13 protein-coding genes and 1 riboswitch are annotated in these 16,002 nt (G+C 52.4%); of the genes, 9 read left to right on the plus strand and 4 right to left on the minus strand.

Annotated features, from left to right (window positions below; genetic code table 11):
* Positions 1-25: 25 nt before the first annotated feature.
* Both ANT_RS05995 and metH read right to left on the minus strand, forming a co-directional pair.
* Positions 26-1,900, minus strand: coding sequence for a bifunctional homocysteine S-methyltransferase/methylenetetrahydrofolate reductase (locus tag ANT_RS05995; RefSeq protein ID WP_041454735.1), 1,875 nt, complete (start codon positions 1,898-1,900; stop codon positions 26-28).
* A gap of 15 nt (positions 1,901-1,915) precedes the next feature.
* The gene (metH, locus tag ANT_RS06000) at positions 1,916-5,434 is read right to left on the minus strand and encodes a methionine synthase (RefSeq protein ID WP_013559618.1); all 3,519 of its coding nucleotides are present in this window, start codon (positions 5,432-5,434) and stop codon (positions 1,916-1,918) included.
* A 69-nt stretch (positions 5,435-5,503) separates the two neighbouring features.
* A riboswitch (SAM riboswitch) is annotated at positions 5,504-5,617 on the minus strand.
* A 120-nt stretch (positions 5,618-5,737) separates the two neighbouring features.
* Here metH and ANT_RS06005 point away from each other — a divergent pair.
* The 9 genes from ANT_RS06005 (at position 5,738) to ANT_RS06045 (ending at position 13,090) form a co-directional block, all read left to right on the plus strand.
* On the plus strand, positions 5,738-6,670 hold the full coding sequence (locus ANT_RS06005; protein ID WP_013559619.1) for a 4Fe-4S dicluster domain-containing protein: 933 nt from the start codon (positions 5,738-5,740) through the stop codon (positions 6,668-6,670).
* Positions 6,671-6,686: 16 nt separating this feature from the next.
* Positions 6,687-7,112 (plus strand): hypothetical protein, encoded by a 426-nt coding sequence (locus ANT_RS06010; protein WP_013559620.1) that lies wholly within the window; start codon positions 6,687-6,689, stop codon positions 7,110-7,112.
* Positions 7,096-8,484: an L-seryl-tRNA(Sec) selenium transferase gene (selA, locus tag ANT_RS06015; protein WP_013559621.1), complete on the plus strand. Its 1,389-nt coding sequence runs from the start codon at positions 7,096-7,098 to the stop codon at positions 8,482-8,484. Before ANT_RS06010 ends, selA begins: the two co-directional genes overlap by 17 nt.
* The gene (locus ANT_RS06020; protein ID WP_013559622.1) at positions 8,481-9,719 is read left to right on the plus strand and encodes a M24 family metallopeptidase; all 1,239 of its coding nucleotides are present in this window, start codon (positions 8,481-8,483) and stop codon (positions 9,717-9,719) included. The genes selA and ANT_RS06020 overlap by 4 nt, the downstream gene beginning before the upstream one ends.
* Positions 9,720-9,728: 9 nt before the next feature.
* Positions 9,729-10,772 (plus strand): tRNA (adenosine(37)-N6)-threonylcarbamoyltransferase complex transferase subunit TsaD, encoded by a 1,044-nt coding sequence (gene tsaD / locus ANT_RS06025; RefSeq protein WP_013559623.1) that lies wholly within the window; start codon positions 9,729-9,731, stop codon positions 10,770-10,772.
* A gap of 34 nt (positions 10,773-10,806) precedes the next feature.
* A complete protein-coding gene (locus tag ANT_RS06030) occupies positions 10,807-11,439 on the plus strand; it encodes an RNA polymerase sigma factor (protein ID WP_013559624.1) in 633 nt (210 codons plus the stop codon).
* Positions 11,417-11,668: an anti-sigma factor family protein gene (locus ANT_RS06035; protein ID WP_013559625.1), complete on the plus strand. Its 252-nt coding sequence runs from the start codon at positions 11,417-11,419 to the stop codon at positions 11,666-11,668. Before ANT_RS06030 ends, ANT_RS06035 begins: the two co-directional genes overlap by 23 nt.
* Before the next feature lie 307 nt (positions 11,669-11,975).
* A complete protein-coding gene (pdo, locus tag ANT_RS06040) occupies positions 11,976-12,650 on the plus strand; it encodes a protein disulfide oxidoreductase (protein WP_013559627.1) in 675 nt (224 codons plus the stop codon).
* Positions 12,651-12,673: 23 nt separating this feature from the next.
* Positions 12,674-13,090, plus strand: a complete 417-nt coding sequence (locus tag ANT_RS06045) for an OsmC family protein (protein ID WP_013559628.1) — start codon at positions 12,674-12,676, stop codon at positions 13,088-13,090.
* Between the two features lie 60 nt (positions 13,091-13,150).
* Here ANT_RS06045 and ANT_RS06050 read toward each other — a convergent pair whose 3' ends face one another.
* Together ANT_RS06050 and ANT_RS06055 are read right to left on the minus strand one after the other, a co-directional pair.
* The gene (locus ANT_RS06050; protein ID WP_013559629.1) at positions 13,151-14,485 is read right to left on the minus strand and encodes an MFS transporter; all 1,335 of its coding nucleotides are present in this window, start codon (positions 14,483-14,485) and stop codon (positions 13,151-13,153) included.
* Positions 14,486-14,511: 26 nt separating this feature from the next.
* On the minus strand, positions 14,512-15,948 hold the full coding sequence (locus ANT_RS06055) for a LasA N-terminal domain-containing protein (protein WP_041454739.1): 1,437 nt from the start codon (positions 15,946-15,948) through the stop codon (positions 14,512-14,514).
* Between the last annotated feature and the right edge of the window lie 54 nt (positions 15,949-16,002).

Consider the following 16,002-nt stretch of genomic DNA (forward strand, 5'->3'; position numbering starts at 1 on the left):
TTTTCCCAAAGTATAGCACGGGAAGTTATCTGCTGGCAGGCTCTTTGCTCTTTACGGCTTCAATGATTTCAGCGGCGTAATCAAAACGGTTGAAGGCCGGCATGATATAGATGCCCTGGGCGATGGTGTGAATCTGTTCTGCCAGTTCGATGGCAATGCGAATGCCTTCCCGTGCGCCGTTTTCTCCGGCTTGTTCCATGCGAACACGAATTTCCTCCGGGATGGTAATGCCAGGAACCTCCTGATGCAGGAAGTTGGCGTGCCGACTGCTGGCCAGCGGCAGGATTCCCACCATCAGGGGAATGGGTAGAGGACCACCCAGGGCAACCTCAATTTGTTCCAGGAATGCTTTTGCCGGTTCGATTTCGTAAATCGGTTGTGTCAGAATAAAGTCGGCGCCGGCGCGCAGTTTGCGTTTCAGGTTCTTGATCTCGTTGTCCGGGTCAGCCGGGTTGAGATTAAGTGCGCACCCCACAAAGAACGAAGTGGGCTGCCCGATATCTGCTCCTGAATGGTCTACCCCGGCGTTAAATCCCTGTTTGATTAACTGAATCAAGCCCGAAGGAACAAGATCATAATTATCCATGGCGGTAGGATAATCGCCAATGGCGGTGGGGTCGCCCATGACCACAAACACGTTGCGAATCCCCAGCGCATGCGCCGCCAGCAGGTCACCCTGAACCCGCAGAAGATTTCTGCCTCGCGTAGGGAAATGCAGGACGGTCTCAATGCCAATTTTATCCTGAATCAGGTCGCAGACAGCCCAGGGACTCATGCGCATACGTGCCATGGGAGAGTCGGCAACGTCAATGACATCGGCGCCTGCCTCTGCCAGCAAAGAAGCACCTGCCAGCAATTTGTGAGTGGAAAATCCGCGCGGCGGGTCCATCTCCACAGCAACGACGAATTGCCCCTGTGCCAGTTTCTGCGCCAGTTGGGTAGGATGCTCAGGTTGTTCGGTAACTTCCTGGTGGTTGTTCGAGATGACCAGAATTTGGTCTGAGAGACAGGGACGTGGATTGGTGTGAAGCGCCTGCGCCATGGCTTCAATATGTTTGGGGGTAGTACCACAGCACCCGCCCATCAACGTGGCTCCGGCTTCGCAAAATGCCTGCGCGTACTCGCCGAAGTACTCCGGAGCCGCCGGGTACATGATGCGCCCGCCAACCTGTTCGGGCCAGCCGGCGTTAGGCATGACCGAATATACAGCATCGGGCACTGCCTGACGCATTTGCTTGAGAATGCGCAAAATCTGGTTGGGTCCACCAGAGCAGTTAATCCCAATTACATCCGCGCCGGCTTCGTGAATCCTTCGGGCTACCTTTTCCGGGGAATCGCCCAGCATGGTGCGGTCGTCGCGGGTGAAAGTCATTGAGGCTACAACAGGCAAGTCGGGGTCCACAGCGCGGGCAGCGCGAATGGCTTCAATAACTTCGTAAAGGTCGGTCATGGTTTCAATGATGAGCAGGTCAATGCCAGCATCTGAGAGGGCTTGAATCTGCTCCAGAAAGGCATCATAGGCTTGATCTAACTGTACCCGCCCAAAGGGCGCCAGCCGTACTCCCAGTGGACCAACATCCCCGGCGATTAAGATATCTTTGAAGGAAGCCAAAACCACCCGCTGCGCCAGATCTACCCCTGCCCGGTTGATTTCCGCCACCTGGTTTTCCAGCCCATGTTTTGCCAGTTTGTAGCGATTTGCACCGAAAGTATTGGTCTGGATGATTTGTGAACCTGCGTCAATATATGCCCGGTGGATGTCTGCCACCAGGGCGGGATTGGTAAGATTGAGAGCATCAAAACACTCGCTAAAATCCACGCCTCTCTGATGGAGCAGGGTGCCCATAGCGCCATCTGAAAGAAGTGGACGTTTTTCTTTAAGTAATTCTTTAAACTTCATACAACCTCCCAAAATTTACCGCATTAACTGTTCAATCCGCGATTCCCCTACATTGAAGTACTTTGCCTGCGGGTGGTGCACGATAATCGCCGCAGTGGATTGTTCGGGAATCAGTTGATATGCCGGGCTTAAAGACATCTTCAACGCGCTTTCTGCCGGCAATAACTGGAACACCTTCTGATGATCCGCAAGGTCCGGAATAGCAGGATAGCCCCATGAGTAGCGCTTGCCTTGTTCTGCATCCAGCCCCAATTCCCGGCGGATATGGTTGTGCAGATATGCTGCAGTGGCTTCGGCAGTCTGTACGGCTAACCCGTGGACGTAATAGGCTTCTGTGTAATTGCCTTCTTCCTGGAGGCGTTCAAATTTCTCGGTGGCGCTTTCCCCTACCGTCACCACCTGGAAAGCCACCACATCCATTTGCCCTGACTCGACCGGAGCAAAATAATCTGCCAGGCAGAGTTTTTCCCCTTCGGGTTGGCGTGGGAAAGTAAAGCGCACCAGTTCCACAGGTTTACCTGTGTCCAGCGATTGTGGATTGTAGATGACGAGGTCGTTGCCATCGGACTGAGCCGGGAAGTATCCGTACACTCCCTGGGGCTTCAACCAGCCTTCTTTGAGGGCTTCGCGTTTCATTTGCTCCAATCGCTGGGTAAATTCTGCTTCCAGTTGTTTCCAGGCTTCTCCATGCGTGTTCTTTGCACCCCACGAAAGGCGGAACAATTCATTGATGGAGAGGTGCTGGAACACCAGTTCCAGCGGCATGCTGTGAACCACTTTTGCACCCCAGAAGGGTGCCTGGGGGATGCGGGGTGCGGCTGGAGTTTCGGAACGCTCTATGCCGCTGGAGAGCGAGCGTTCACGAGCAGGGCGCCGTCCCAGTTCAATTTCAGCCTCACGGATGATTTGTTGAACCAGTGTGAGGCGGGTGCCGGCGTCCATCAAGGCATCCATAGTGGATAAGCCCTCAAAGGCATCCTTACAGTAAAAGACACCCGGATCGTAAAAACTGCCGTCTTCGGTTTGCAAAATTCTTCTGCCAAAGTTACGGTTGATGGCTGCTCCACCAATCAACACCGGGAATTTCAACCCGCGGCGGTGCAACTCATTGACAATCAGGGGCATTTGCTTGCTGGTACTTACCAGAAGGGCGCTCAGCCCAATGGCGTCGGCTTTCACCTCGACTGCTTTGGTAATGATGGTCTCTGCGGGCACTTGTTTTCCCAGGTCAATCACCGTGTAGCCGTTGTTGCTGAGAATGGTCTTCACCAGATTTTTCCCGATGTCGTGCACATCGCCATAAACGGTTGCTAGCACCAGTGTGCCTTTGGAAACGCCCTCTTTCTTTTCCAGATACTGTTCCAGATGCGATACTGCTTTTTTCATCACCTCTGCCGATTGCAGGACAAAGGGCAAAATTAACTCGCCTGCACCAAAGCGGTCGCCTACTTCTTTCATCGCAGGCAACAGTACTTCGTTGAGCACCCGCACAGCCGTCTCATGGCGCGATTGCTGGCTGGGACGCTGAAGAATTTCGTCAATATCTGCCTCTACGCCTTCTTTCTGGCGATGCACAATGCGCCAGTGCAGGCGTTCTTCGGCAGTTTTCCCTTCCAGAGCAGAATGCTGAGCAGTGGTTTTTTGTTCTTCTTTCCCATGCGATTCAAAGTATTCAATCAAACGCTGGAGTGCGTCCGGTCGGCGGTTGAAAATCAAGTCCTCGGCAAGTTCTCGCTCTTCAGCAGGGATGTCCGGGTAAGGGGTGATCTGTGCCGGGTTGACAATTGCCATGTCCAGTCCAGCCTGCACACAGTGATACAGCATAACGCTGTTCAGCACGCCGCGCGCGGCGGGTTTCAACCCGAAAGAAACGTTAGACACGCCCAGCGAAGTCAGAACCCCGGGCAGTTCGGCTTTGATGAGCCGGATACCGTCCATGGTCTCCATGGCAGAACGGCTGAACTCCGGATCTCCGGTTGCAAGGGTGAAGGTCAGGGCATCAAAGACTAAATCCTGTGGGCGCAAACCCATTTCATCCACCGCAAGGTGGTAGATTCTGCGGGCAATCTCCAGTTTGCGCTGGGCAGTTTTTGCCATGCCCTGTTCGTCAATGGTCAGGGCGATGACAGCGGCGTTATACATCTTTGCCAGTTGCAGAATACGAGTGGCTTTGGCTGCTCCCGCTTCCAGATTTACTGAGTTAAGCAAACAGCGCCCTGGAGCCGTCTTCAGCGCAATTTCCATGACATCCGGCTCGGTGGTGTCAATCACAAACGGCACCCGCACGGTGGGCGCCAGCGTTTTAATCAAACGGCGCATTAATTCGCCTTCGTCGGAGCGTTCGGTCAGAGCGGTACACAAGTCCAGACCATGGGCGCCAGCCTCGACCTGCTGACGGGCAATTTCCAGCGCGCCTTCAAAATCTTCTGCCAGAATCATCTTTTTGAAGCGGGCGCTTCCCTGGGTATTCAATCGCTCCCCAATCAGGAAAGGCGCTGGTTCCTGGACCATGAGAACGGCTTGGGTCGCTGAAGCCAGTTTGGGCAGGCTGAAGATGGGACGATGAGAGGCTGGATGAGCATCAATTTTTTCTACCAGTTTTCGCAGGTGTTCCGGGGTAGTGCCACAACATCCACCGACAATCCCTACACCAAACCTGTCCACATACTCGCTTAAAGCGGTGGCAAAAGGTTCGGGTTCTAGCGGGTAAACGGCTTGCCCATCCACGTTCAGAGGCAAACCAGCGTTGGGAATACAGGACACGGGTACGGGAGCATGTTCTGCCAGGTAGCGAATAGGCTCGCGCATGTAATCTGGACCGGTGGAGCAGTTCAGTCCAATGGCATCAATGGGCATGCCTTCCAGAATGGCCAGCACAGCGGCGATGTCTGTTCCCAGTAACATTCTACCGGTAGTGTCCAGAGTCACCTGCGCTTGCAAGGGGATCACAATGCCGGTCTCGGTAAAGGCTTGTTGAATACCTGTGATGGCGGCTTTGACTTCCAGAATATCCTGAGAAGTTTCAATCAGGAGAAGATCAACTCCGCCTTCCATTAAACCCCGGGCTTGTTCTCGAAAAACATCCGCCAGTTCATCAAAAGTGATATTGGAAAGTTCTGGATCATTCATCGAGGGTAACTTACCCGAAGGGCCAATCGAACCGGCTACCAAGCGCATTTGGCCGGTTTTGCGGGTATATTCATCTGCCAGACGACGTGCCAGGTTGGCAGCAGCGCGGTTGATATCCAGTACCCGATTTTGCAGTCCATATTCTGCCAGGGTGATGCGGTTGGAGCGGAAAGTATCGGTTTCCAGGACGTCCACACCAGCTTCCAGAAACGACCGGTGTACGGTTTCTACCGCTTGAGGATAAGTGAGGACTAGATAATCATTACAACCAACATATCGCTCTCCACCGAAATGTTCGGCGGTCAGGTTTTGTTTTTGCAGGCTGGTGCCCATCGCGCCATCAAAAATGGCAACACGTTTTTGAATCAGGTCCAGGTATCGGCGATTGGTGTAAATGCGCTTCATAACGTCTCCACAAGTAAAAATGAAACAAAAAACCTCCCTGGAAAGAGAGGCTTATGGTTCAATCCAATTGCCTCATCTTCCAGAAGACCGCTTTTCGCGGTACATCTGCCGGAATTGGCACCGACTGCCTTGCCGGTTGCCGAGGCTTCACAGGGCCGGTCCCTCCACCTCTCTCGATGAGTGGGCAAAATCGCCCGCTAAATTTCGTTCAATCATACCATATTTGATGCAAAAGCGCAAAAATTTTTGCGCACTTTTCATCTGAAAGATATACAATGAGAAAAAGTTTTCCGGAGGAATACAATGAAATTCCTATGGCTTAAACCTTCCACGCGGGCTTACCTGAAAGAAGGCAGAAAAACCAGAGATTTCTCTTTCTTCGACTTAATCCATGGCTATATATATTTGCGTTTCCCTTACCTCTATATCTCTTTAGCCAAAGGGGACCATCCGCTTTCTCGTCGCCTAGCTCCGTTGCTGGGTTTCTTGGGACGTCTGATTGAGGCTCAGGCAAAAAAGAATGGGCAACCTACCGGTTTTGCCGACACCTACCATGGCAAGGTCATGCCGGTGGAAGAAGCAAAGCGCCTGGTGTCCATCAAACAACCTATCCGTGTGGAGAATCTTGAACAGGTTATTCCCTTTACCCGTGCTCGGGACTTAATTCTGGAAAACCCCGATCATATCGCCGTGCTGGATTGTCCCTGTCGGGCTGGCAAGCCTCATCCCTGTCTTCCCCTGGACGTGTGTCTGATTGTAGGAGAACCCTTCGTCAGTTTTGTTCTGGAACATCACCCAAAACGTGCAAGGCGCATTACTTCTGAAGAAGCCATGAAAATCCTGGAAGATGAAGACGAACGCGGGCACGTGCACCATGCCTTTTTCAAGGATGCCATGCTGGGGCGCTTCTATGCCATTTGCAATTGCTGTTCCTGTTGTTGCGGTGCCATGAAAGCCCAGCGTGAAGGCACACCCATGCTGATTTCTTCTGGATTCGTCAGTGTGGTAGATGAAGATAAATGTATTGCTTGTGGAACCTGTGCCGGGGTTTGTCCTTTTGGAGCGATTCAGGTCAACGGGCATGCAGTGATTGTGGCAGAAAGTTGTATGGGGTGTGGAATTTGTGTGAGGCATTGCTCTCAAGGGGCACTTTCCTTGCAACGCGATCCTTCCCGTGGAGAACCGCTGGAGATTCTCCATCTGATAGAGAGCACGCCGTACTCCACCGGTGATTGAGGTTATAATCAATCCTATGAGCACCGTTCCGCACTCTTTTCCGCCGTTTCGTTCCTTTTTATGGGCGAGTGTTCTGCTTGGGCTTTTGGGCTGGGGTGGTTTAGCCATTCTGGTTGTGACCACCTTGCCTACATTGTTCCCGCGATGGATGTTTTTCTACCTCCTTATGTGCGCTTTAAGCGGTTTGGCTTTGCCAGTAGCGTATTTCCTCAACCTGCGTTTCCGCACCAATCCCCCAGCGACAAGTGGCGTGATTCTCCGCGAAGCCATGTGGGTGGGCATTTATGGTTGTCTGATTGCCTGGTTGCAAATCGGACGCATGCTCACCCCTTTGCTGGCTCTTGTGCTGGCGTGTGGTTTTGCAATTGTTGAGGTCCTTTTGAGAATTTATGAAATCAGCCGCTGGCAACCAGAACAGGGAGAGGATGAACCGACTGCGTGAAATTCCTTCTGTGGATGTTCTTTTGCAACACCCCAGGGCAGAGGTTTTGCAGAAAAGGTTTGGACGATCTCTTCTGCTCAATGGGGTACGCTCGGTTTTGGATGATACCCGTCAAGCCCTGTTAAATTCCTCAGAGAGTCCCTCCCTCAGCCCGGAAATTCTCCTCAATCGGGTGGAAAGTCTTTTGGAGCAATGGCTGGCACCTACCCTTGTTCCGGTGATCAATGCCACCGGGGTGATTTTGCATACCAATTTGGGCAGGGCGCCGCTCAGTCTGCCGGCTCTTCGAGCAATGCAAGAGACGGCAGGGGGGTACTGCACGCTGGAATATGATCTGGAACGAGGCGAGCGCGGTTCGCGCACAGTGCATGCTGAAATGCTTTTACGGCGCATCACCGGGGCTGAAGCAGCACTGGTGGTAAACAACAACGCTGCTGCTGTGTTACTGGTATTAACTGCCCTGGCGCGCCGTCGTGGAGTGCTGATTTCCCGTACGCAACTGGTGGAAATTGGTGGTGGCTTTCGTGTTCCTGAGGTCATGGCGCAATCGGGGGCGAAGTTAATCGAGGTGGGCACAACCAATCGGGTGCGCCTGGAAGATTATGAAGATGCCTTGCGCTCTCACCACTCGGTTTCTCTCATCTTGCGAGCTCATCATAGCAATTTCCGCATCATCGGTTTTACTGCGGAACCCTCTTTGAAAGATTTGGCAGATCTGGCACATCGCTATCAACTCCCGCTGGTAGATGATCTGGGCTCGGGGGCTTTGCTGGATACGTCAAAGTATGGCTTGGCTCATGAACCCATGGTACAGGAATCGCTTGCCGATGGTGCAGATGTGGTATGCTTCTCAGGGGATAAATTGTTGGGAGGACCTCAGGCGGGTATCATTGTCGGGAAAAGCGAATGGATTGCACGCCTCAAGAAACATCCCTTGGCACGGGCAGTACGCCCGGATAAACTGACTCTTGCCGCGCTTGCCGCAACGCTGGTGTATTACCTGAAAGAGGAAGCCGAAGAGCAGGTTCCAGTGTGGCGTATGATTACCCAAAAACCTGAGAGGCTCAAGGAACGAGCCCAGGAATGGCAAACCTTTCTAGGGTTTGGAGAAGTCATTCCTTCGCGATCTACTGTTGGGGGCGGAAGTCTACCCGAAGAAACCTTGCCTACTTTTGTGCTTGCCCTGAACGTGCGCAAACCCAATGCTTTCCTTGCCAACTTAAGAAAATGTTCCCCACCCATTATTGCGCGTATTGAAGAAGAACGAGTTGTGTTTGACCCTCGTACAGTTTTACCTGAGCAAGATGGTTTGTTTCTGAATCAGTTAAGCCATATCCTTCAAAATCAGCGACGAAAGGAAGCCTCATCATGAAAAGCGATCTTCATCGTCTTATGGCAGAAAACGAACTGGATGCTATTTGGGTTATTGGTCCCGCTGCTCACAACCCGCCAATGGTTTATCTAACCGGTGGCGGTCACATCACGCAAGCGGATTTGATTCTCAAACGTGGTGAGAAAGGGGTGTTATTCCATGGCCCCATGGAGCGGGATGAAGCCGCCCGAACCGGTTTGATCACCCGCAGTTATTCCAGTTATCCTTTTGCCGAATTCCTCAAAGAAGCCAATCAGGATCGTTTCCGTGCCAGTGTTTTGCGGCTGAAACGAATGCTAGAAGATTTGGGTTTAACCCGGGGTCGGGTGATGCTTTTTGGACAGTATGATGCTGGGGTTGCTTTTGCGCTTTTTGATGCGCTTCAAAAAGAACTTCCAGAGTTATCCATTTTGGGGGATGTGGAAAATAAAGTCTTGCAGCAAGCCATGCTGACCAAAGATCGTGAAGAAGTAGAGCGCATTCGCAGGGTAGGACAAAAAACCGTTGAGGTCATTGATCTCACTGCGGATTACTTGCGTTCGCAAAGGCTGAAAGGCGATGTTCTGGTGGATGCTCAGGGTGAACCCATCACGGTTGGACGGGTCAAACGTTTGATTAACCTGTGGTTGGCCGAGCGTGATCTGGAAAATCCAGAAGGCACCATTTTTGCGATTGGGCGGGATGCGGGGGTACCGCACTCCAGTGGTAAAGCCGAAGACGTGCTCAGAGCCGGACAGACCATCGTGTTTGATATCTTTCCCTGTGAAACCGGGGGTGGATACTTCTTCGATATGACCCGTACCTGGTGTCTTGGGTATGCGCCTGGAGCGGTAGAAAAACTGTACGAGCAAGTCCTTACGGTGTTTCACGCAGTATCTTCCGAAGTTCGCGTACATGGACATTTCCGCGACCTGCAACGCCGTACATGCGAACTTTTCGAAGGTATGGGGCATCCTACTGTGCTGACCCAGCCGCAAACCGAGGTGGGCTATGTCCATAGTTTGGGGCATGGGGTGGGATTAAATATCCACGAAAAACCAGTTTCCGGGTTAATGGCTTCTCCAGAAGATGATGTGCTTTTGCCTGGAAGTGTGGTTACAATAGAACCGGGTTTGTATTACCCTGACCAGAACATGGGAGTTCGCCTGGAGAATACCGTTTACCTTGCCCCCGATGGCAAAATTGAAACCCTGGCAGATTACCCACTGGATCTGGTGTTGAAGTTGAAAGGTTAGTTTTTGAGCATGGAAAAACGTAAAGACCTCTCCAAACAGCCCATTCGCGTGTTGGGCATTGAAACCTCGTGCGATGAGACCGCCGCGGCGGTGGTGGAGGACGGACGCATCCCTCTCTCGAATGTGGTGGCTTCACAGGTGGAATTGCATAAGAAGTATGGAGGGGTCTTTCCTGAAGTGGCTTCACGCCAGCATATTCGCACCATCTATGCGGTGGTGGATGAGGCTTTGCAAAAATCTCACCTCAGCCTGAGAGATCTGGACGCCGTGGCAGTCACGCGAGGACCGGGGTTGGCAGGCTCTCTGGTGGTTGGAATGAATACCGCCAAGGGCATTGCGCTGGCGGGCAATTTGCCCCTGATTGGGGTAAATCATCTGGAGGGTCACCTGTACGCCGCCTGGGTGCGCCGGGATGAGCATGATGATCATCCTGAGCCGCAATTCCCATTGGTGGCGTTGCTGGTCTCTGGCGGGCATACCGAGTTAATCCTGATAACCGACCATTTGCAGTACAAACGTCTGGGGGGCACCCTGGATGATGCCGCGGGAGAAGCCTTTGACAAGGTGGCACGTTTGCTGGGGCTACCCTATCCCGGGGGACCTGCCATTCAGAATGCAGCGTTGCGGGGCAACCCCGATGCCTTTTCTTTCCCGCGTGCCCGATTGGACGGCACCTGGAATTTTTCCTTCAGCGGGTTGAAAACGGCCGTGCTGAGAGTGGTGAGGGAGTTTGAGGAAAAACAACAGTCATTACCGGTAGAAGACCTGGCTGCCAGTTTTCAGGCCGCCGTTGTCGATGTGTTGTTCGCCAAAACTCTTCAAGCCGCGCGGATGTTCAAAGCCCGGGAGATTTTGTTAGCCGGTGGCGTTTCGGCAAATCTGGCTTTGCGCGCCGCTTTTACCGGGCAAAATGAGTTTCGAGTTCACATCCCGGACCTCTCTCTGTGTACCGATAACGCTGTCATGATTGCGGCGGCAGGATATTACCGCTGGCTTCATGAACAGCGCGATCCCCTGGATCTGGATGTCCTGCCTACATGGCAATTGCTTTAATTACAGGTCACGAAATTTGAGGAAATGCATCTAAATGAATGAGCCGAACGTTAAGAAACCTCTCTCCATCCAAGCCTTGAAAGCGGGCAATCGGGAAGAATTTGCCCGGATGGTGGAGCAGTACTCGCCGGGCATTTATCGCCTGGCGTTGAAGATGCTGGGAAACGGGTTGGACGCTGAGGATGTTCTGCAAGAGACTTTCCTGAAAGCCCTGCGCGCTTTACCTAATTTTGAAGAGCGTTCCAGCCTCTCCACCTGGTTGTATCGTATAGCCATGAACGAAGCCTTAATGCTTCTGCGAAAAAAGCGTCCGGAGGCTTTCTCGCTGGAAGATTCAACCACCAATCAGGAAGATGGGGAAAGTATTGAAGAACCACGAGACATTGTGGATTGGTGTTGTTTGCCTGAGAATGAATTGCTCAGTTCAGAAGCCAGGGAATTTTTGAACCGGGCAATTGAACGACTTTCTCCGGCTTTACGGGCGGTGTTTGTCCTGCGAGATTTGCAGGATTTGAGCGTCCGGGAGACTGCCGAGACACTGGGAATCACCGAAACAGCGGTCAAAACCCGGCTTTTACGAGCGCGTTTGAAGTTGCGCGAGGAACTCTCGGCTTACTATGGTCACCGGATGGAGGTGTTGGGATATGACCGAATCGAAAGACTGTGAGCGATTACTGCACTCCCTGGGGGAGTACGTGGAGGGCGAACTCAGTGAGGATCTGTGCGCTGAGATCGAACGGCATTTGCTGGAATGCCATAATTGTCAGGTGGTGGTCAATACCTTGCGGAAAACCATTGAACTATATCACGAAGAGAAAGAACAGGATGTCATGCCCCCTGAGGTCAGCCGTCGCCTGTACATGCGTCTGAACCTTGAAGATTACCTGCGCCCCTGATTTTTGGCTGGATTTCTCTGTGTAACTTTTTCACTCACCGAGCATCTATCTGTTTGTGCATGGAAGAGGTTCACTCATCCCAATCGTCTCAGGTAGAGGATGAAGTCCTCAAGCCAGTCCTGACTTCACTGGATTTTCAAAGGCAAGGGGACTGGGGCTCGACCTGTCCGAAGTGTCATCAAGGCGTACTGGATTATGACGGAATGCTGAACCTGACATGCCCGGTGTGTGGATACCAGGAAGGTGGTTGTTTTACCTGATAAACCAGAAAATTTACGTCCCGTGGGGACAAAAAGGAGAATGAAAAATGGAAAAAATGTTAGATGAAAACATTCGACAACAGGTGCGTGAGTTCTTTGAGGCTTTAGAAAAGCCAGTGCAAATTCTTTTCTTTGGTGCGGATGATAAATCGGTGTGCCAGTACTGCGAGGAAACCCGCCAGTTGCTCAGTGAGGTGTGTGAGTTATCTGATAAGTTAGAACTCAAAGTGTACGATTTGAACGAGAATCGCGAACTGGCGGCTCAATACAAAGTGGATGCTGTTCCGACTTTTGTGATTTTGGGTAAGGATGGGGACACTCTGACCGACTATGGCATTCGCTACAAAGGCATTCCTGCAGGACACGAATTTACCTCGCTGGTCAATTCCATTTTAATTGTGTCCCGCCGCGACTCTGGACTTTCCAAGGAGACGCGTGAATTCCTGAAGACTCTGGACAAACCGGTACACCTGCAGGTGTTTGTCACGCCAACCTGTCCGTACTGCCCGCGCGCGGTGGTGCTGGCGCATCAAATGGCGCTGGAAAGCCCGATGGTGGAAGCCGAGATGGTGGAAGCCATGGAATTCCCGGAACTTTCCGATCAGTATGGCGTATCTGGCGTGCCTCATACTACGATCAACTTCGGGGCTGAGCATATGGTAGGCGCAGCACCCGAGCATATGCTGATTGATCACATTCAGCGGGCGCTTGCGAGAAATTAATTTTTTTGAGGAGGATGCGGGGAATGGACGCAAAGGCAACCTGGAAACATGGGCTTTCCTTTGAAGGGTGGGCGTCAAGCGGTTTCACCGTAAATCTTGGCGCTGCACCCGAAGTTGGCGGAGAGAACGATGGCTTCCGTCCTATGGAACTTCTGCTGGTCGGCTTGGCAGGTTGTACTGCTATGGACGTGATTTCCATCCTTGAAAAGAAACGCCAGCAGGTGACCGGCTTTGAGGTGCGGGCTCATGCAGAACGGGCAAATGAACACCCCAAAGTGTTTACCGAGATTACTCTGGAATACATTGTAACCGGCCACAACATTGACCCTGAAGCGGTTAAACGTGCTGTAGAACTCTCCGAGAATAAATACTGTTCGGCGCAAGCCATGCTGGGCAAGACGGCGAATATCCAGCACAAAATTACCATCCTTGAAGGCTAATGCCAGAAGGAAACCGGCAGGGCTGTGGGTGAGCAACCCACAGCCCTGATTTTTTATGGCTTATTCCTGTGCAGACACTGCATCATGGTCCGGAATGAGGGTTTCCACGTTGCGTACCAGCGGATTCATCCAGCCGGCAATTGCTACACCTAAGATGACCACACCACTCAGGAATATGATGGTGCCCATTCCAGCGCCTGCACCGGTACCTGTCAGAGGGGCAAACAACCTTGCCAGTGGGGAAGAGGCTGTTTTCATGGCAGGTTCAAAGACGTAGTCTGCCAGCGGTCCAGCCATTAACATCGCCAGAGGAGCGGTAATCTGGGCAATCATGCGGCGGATGGAAAAAACGCGTCCTTGCAGGTCGGGCGGTACTTTGGATTGCCAGATGGCTTGATTGCAACTGTTGATGATAGGCCCAAAGAAACTGGCAAAGAATGCTGCCGCAATCCACGCAGGCAAGCCAAACCGCAATCCGTAGAGCATTTCGCCCAGCAATCCGCCCAGGAACCAGCCTCCCAGTACCCCCAGAACTTTCTTTTTGGGACCACCCCAAACAGAAATTAGAAGACTACCAGCAATTCCTCCCGCCGACCCAACAGATTGAACAAGCCCCAGGATGGGGGCGCTATCGCCGGTGCGAGCGAGAATCATTGGAGAGGTCAGCACCCCTGCAAGAGTCGACATGAGATTTCCGGAGAAAAATACCAGTTGCAAAAAGAGCAGACTGCGCCGGTTAAGAATATAACGAAAACCAAAAAGAGCCTCTTTGAAGATCGAGCCCTGTCCTTCTTGCCCTTCCTGCGAGCGGGGTACTGATGGGATGACAATCCATAGCAACATGCTGATGGCAAAAACGAAGGTCACGATGTCGATCAGCAGGATGCCACTTATGCCAATCACGCCAATCAGAGCCCCAGCCAGTACAGGAGAGAGCAATCCTGAGCCCCATTCGGCAAGGGACATCATCCCGGAGGCACGGCTGTAATGTTCCTTGGGAATCATCACCGAAATCGCTGCAGAGTAGGCAGGCCATTGGAAAGACTGGAAAATTCCCATAAAAGCCCCGGCAACATACATGTGCCAGATTTGCAGGACGTTTTGCGAGTAAAGAATTAGAATGACAATGGTTGCCAGTCCGGCTGCCAAATCACTGAGCATCATGACCAGTTTTTTGTTCCAGCGGTCTACCAGAACGCCTGCAAACGGACTGAAAAGGATAGAGGGTCCAAAACTGAAGAATGCCATCAGAGAAAGGGCTGTTGCCGAACCGGTTAGTTTCCATGCCCAGATGGTTAAAGCAAATCCACTCATGGAAGACCCCATGAGCGAAATCACCTGCCCGAACCAAACCAGAGTAAAGGCAGTCATACCTCGAGGACGTTGAAGTGCCATGATGTAAGTCTCTCCTTTGATTGTTGTTAGCGGGATTGGGACTGAATTTGACTTGCCTGATCCGAGCAAACGCAGGCTTTGACCGAGCGGTTTTGCCGGGTAAGCCACCCCTCGTAAGGTGAGGCGCCGTTGCGCGCAATCCATCCTTCCAGATTGAACGGAATGACTCCATCCGCTGGAATCCATTCGCCGTTAAACTTACGGGCAATATGCACATGGGTTCCGGTTGCCCTTCCACCTTCGCAAGAGGGTTTGCCAATGGGATCACCGGCTTGCAATTCGCTTCCCAGTGGCGCCATTCCATCTGAGGCTAGATGTAAATAAAAGATGACCCAACCAGTGCGTTCATCGCCATCCCCATCCAGGTCCAGCACGGCAATTCCCGTCCCGGTGCGCACAATTTTTCCACCGGCAACAGCCGTAGCAAATTCCTCGGTGGGGGAGCAACCGCCCACTACCGATGGAGGAGCAAAGTCCAGCGCGGCAAGCGGTTCACCCTCTCCCCAGGCAGTATGGGGGCCTCCGGTAAATGCCCACGATTTTCCCGCACCAAACGGCAAACGCAGTTCGGGCTGGCGCAGACTGCCCGGAATGTGGGGATCGGTTGTCCATGGCTCCCCGAATAATTCCCGGTAAGTGCGCGCAAACCCTTCCGAAGATACGGCAATGCGATAGCCTTCCATATTCAAACGGCCGGCAAAGTAAACCTGCAATGCCACCGTTGCCGCATTTTGCCACGGATCGGGACGTTCCAGTTGCCCATCTGGCAGAGTAATCTCCAAACGGCCCTTGCGCCAGGTGTAGTATTGCTGATTCAGGAAATTGGCTGTCCATGCCAGTTGACGGTAAAGCCCGCGGTAAGAAATATCTCTTTCTCCCAGGGGATACTCGTCCAGTCCCCCAGGCATTTTGGGCTGGGTTAATGCTCCCAACTGATATTCCAGAATGGCGAGTAATACCCTGGGGCTGATGGAGTAATTGGTGGCTACATATTCAACAATCTCCGCGCCGTTTCTCTGCCGGTCGCCAACATATTCGTTATAAAATCGCAACCAGCCGGGTTGTAACAGGACGAACTTTTGGGTGTCGAACCCTATCAATGCCGGACCATTAACGAAATGACTGTCTGGCAGGATTTGATAAGGACTGCCCCACAGCGGTTGATAGTAAATGGGGATTTTCATCGGCATTCCGGGTGGCATGGTGGTGGCATCAGCCGGAATGAACGGATTGGCTTCGAGGATTTCTTTCACGCTGGTGTTAAAGTGCGCCGCTATGGCGGGTAATGTATCACCGGTTTGTGCAGTGTAATCCACCAGTTCCCCCGGCTGATAAATTGGTCGGGCGGGCATTGGGGTGGGAGTGTCTTGAATTTCTATCAGGGATTTTCCCTGGGGGTTTGAAGGTTCAAAGAGAGATTGAGCGCTGCTACTTTCCAGTGGAACGCAGGCGCTGATCAGCATTGTTGAAATCCATCCTACCAGGATTCCTGCCCGAAGAAAACGTTTCCAGACTTT

The organism is Anaerolinea thermophila UNI-1 (assembly GCF_000199675.1).
In the GTDB taxonomy this organism is placed as follows: domain Bacteria; phylum Chloroflexota; class Anaerolineae; order Anaerolineales; family Anaerolineaceae; genus Anaerolinea; species Anaerolinea thermophila.

Bases quoted from the DNA above. Each gene is read 5' to 3' on its own strand.
- ANT_RS06030 (WP_013559624.1), top strand. From the start codon at position 10,807: ATGAATGAGCCGAACGTTAAGAAACCTCTCTCCATCCAAGCCTTGAAA.
- ANT_RS06055 (WP_041454739.1), bottom strand. From the start codon at position 15,948: ATGCTGATCAGCGCCTGCGTTCCACTGGAAAGTAGCAGCGCTCAATCT.
- ANT_RS06035 (WP_013559625.1), top strand. From the start codon at position 11,417: ATGACCGAATCGAAAGACTGTGAGCGATTACTGCACTCCCTGGGGGAG.
- ANT_RS06045 (WP_013559628.1), top strand. From the start codon at position 12,674: ATGGACGCAAAGGCAACCTGGAAACATGGGCTTTCCTTTGAAGGGTGG.
- metH (WP_013559618.1), bottom strand. From the start codon at position 5,434: ATGAAGCGCATTTACACCAATCGCCGATACCTGGACCTGATTCAAAAA.
- ANT_RS06005 (WP_013559619.1), top strand. From the start codon at position 5,738: ATGAAATTCCTATGGCTTAAACCTTCCACGCGGGCTTACCTGAAAGAA.
- ANT_RS06010 (WP_013559620.1), top strand. From the start codon at position 6,687: ATGAGCACCGTTCCGCACTCTTTTCCGCCGTTTCGTTCCTTTTTATGG.
- tsaD (WP_013559623.1), top strand. From the start codon at position 9,729: ATGGAAAAACGTAAAGACCTCTCCAAACAGCCCATTCGCGTGTTGGGC.
- selA (WP_013559621.1), top strand. From the start codon at position 7,096: ATGAACCGACTGCGTGAAATTCCTTCTGTGGATGTTCTTTTGCAACAC.
- pdo (WP_013559627.1), top strand. From the start codon at position 11,976: ATGGAAAAAATGTTAGATGAAAACATTCGACAACAGGTGCGTGAGTTC.
- ANT_RS05995 (WP_041454735.1), bottom strand. From the start codon at position 1,900: ATGAAGTTTAAAGAATTACTTAAAGAAAAACGTCCACTTCTTTCAGAT.
- ANT_RS06020 (WP_013559622.1), top strand. From the start codon at position 8,481: ATGAAAAGCGATCTTCATCGTCTTATGGCAGAAAACGAACTGGATGCT.
- ANT_RS06050 (WP_013559629.1), bottom strand. From the start codon at position 14,485: ATGGCACTTCAACGTCCTCGAGGTATGACTGCCTTTACTCTGGTTTGG.